This is a genomic window from Pseudomonas sp. 2VD (assembly GCF_005503585.1).
In the GTDB taxonomy this organism is placed as follows: domain Bacteria; phylum Pseudomonadota; class Gammaproteobacteria; order Pseudomonadales; family Pseudomonadaceae; genus Pseudomonas; species Pseudomonas aeruginosa.
The window spans coordinates 1-2,109 of record NZ_SCND01000588.1; the positions used below are offsets into that span (position 1 = coordinate 1).

1 protein-coding gene is annotated in these 2,109 nt (G+C 68.8%); it reads left to right on the forward strand.

Going from position 1 to position 2,109, the window contains the following annotated elements; genetic code table 11:
• Positions 1-209: 209 nt before the first annotated feature.
• A partial coding sequence (locus tag FFS27_RS32090) for a DEAD/DEAH box helicase (RefSeq protein ID WP_137952518.1) occupies positions 210-2,109 on the forward strand: 1,900 nt, incomplete at its 3' end.

The following is a 2,109-nucleotide window of genomic DNA, read 5'->3' on the forward strand; positions in this document are numbered from 1 at the left end:
GGGCCGGGAGCGAACCGGCCAGCGCCCCCGACCAGGTGCGCGGCCATGCCCGCGAGGGCACCCGTTCGACACCGGCCACCGAGCGCATACGCAGCGCCGCGGCCAGACCTTCCGCCCTGGCCGACAGGGCCCGAAGGTAGACAGGAGTTCGCAGAACTTGGTGATTTCACAGCAGCCGGCCTCGCCCCGGCCCATATAGGAAAACCCGCATGTCCTTTTCTTCCCTCGGACTCTCCGAGGCGCTTGCCCGCGCTGTGGAGGCTGCGGGCTACAGCCAGCCCACTCCCGTGCAACAGCGGGCGATTCCCGCCGTGTTGCAAGGTCGCGACCTGATGGTTGCGGCACAGACCGGCACCGGCAAGACCGGTGGTTTCGCCCTGCCGGTACTGGAGCGCCTGTTCCCCGCCGGTCATCCCGACCGCGAACACCGCCACGGCCCGCGCCAGGCGCGCGTGCTGGTACTGACCCCGACCCGTGAGCTGGCCGCCCAGGTGCATGACAGCTTCAAGGTCTACGCCCGCGACCTGCCGCTGAACAGCACCTGCATCTTCGGCGGGGTTGGCATGAACCCGCAGATCCAGGCCCTGGCCAAGGGCGTCGACGTACTCGTCGCCTGCCCCGGCCGCCTGCTCGACCTGGCCGGGCAGAACAAGGTCGACCTGTCCCACGTGGAAATCCTCGTCCTCGACGAAGCCGACCGCATGCTCGACATGGGCTTCATCCACGATGTGAAGAAGGTTCTCGCCAAGCTGCCGCCCAAGCGCCAGAACCTGCTGTTCTCGGCTACCTTCTCGAAAGACATCGTCGACCTCGCCAACAAGCTCCTGCACAACCCGGAACGCATCGAGGTAACGCCGCCGAACACCACGGTCGAGCGCATCGAGCAACGCGTGTTCCGCCTGCCGGCGCCGCAGAAGCGCGCCCTGCTGGCGCACCTGGTGACCGTCGGCGCCTGGGAACAGGTGCTGGTCTTCACCCGTACCAAGCACGGCGCCAACCGTCTCGCCGAGTACCTGACCAAGCACGGCCTGCCGGCCGCCGCGATCCATGGCAACAAGAGCCAGAACGCGCGGACCAAGGCGCTGGCCGACTTCAAGGCCAACGACGTGCGCATCCTGGTGGCGACCGACATCGCCGCCCGCGGCCTGGATATCGACCAGTTGCCCCATGTGGTCAACTACGAACTGCCCAACGTCGAGGAAGACTACGTCCACCGCATCGGCCGTACCGGCCGAGCCGGACGCAGCGGCGAGGCGATCTCGCTGGTGGCGCCGGACGAAGAGAAGCTGCTCAAGGCCATCGAGAAGATGACCAGACAGCGTATTCCCGATGGCGATGCCCAGGGTTTCGACCCCGAGGCCGTGCTGCCCGAGGTGGCCCAGCCGGAGCCCCGCGAGGCGCCGCAGAAGCAGCCGCGCCGCGACAAGGAACGGCGCAGCAGCCGCGAGCGCAAGCCGAAAGACGCCCAGGCGAGCAACCCCGACAGCAATGTCGCTGCGGCCCAGGACGGTACCGAGAAGCCGGCCGGCAAGCGCCGCCGTCGTGGTGGCAAGAACAAGGAAAACCGCGAGGCCGGCCAAGCGCAGCAGCCGCGGCAGAGCCGCGAAGCGCGTCCGGCCAAGCCCAATCGGCCGCCGGAAGTCGACGGTAATCGCGATCCGGAAGAGTTCCTCGACGACGACTTCGACAATTTCGGCAACCGCGCCGACTACGTCAGCCCCTACCAGGGTCAGGAAAACAAGGGACGCGGACGCCGCGGTGGCCAGCAGAAACCCCAGGGCGGCACCGGCCAGCAGGGTCGTGGCCAAGGCCAGGGCCAAGCTCGCGGCAAGAGCCAGGGCGCCGCTCAAGGTGGCGCTCGCGGTCAGGGTGCCGGCCAGGGCAAGGCGAAGAAACCGCGCGCCAGCAAGCCGCGCGGCCAGGGTCGCGAGAATGCCTCGCGGATGAGCGACGCGCCGCTGCGCGAGCCGTCCGAGTACGGCACCGGCAAGCAGCCGAGCCGCCAGCCGGTGGTGATCAACAAGCGCGACCTGGTGCGCATGGATCGCTTCCCCACCGCCGAGCAGCTCGACGAGCTGGAGCCGCGGCGCAAGGGCGAGCGCCCCGCAC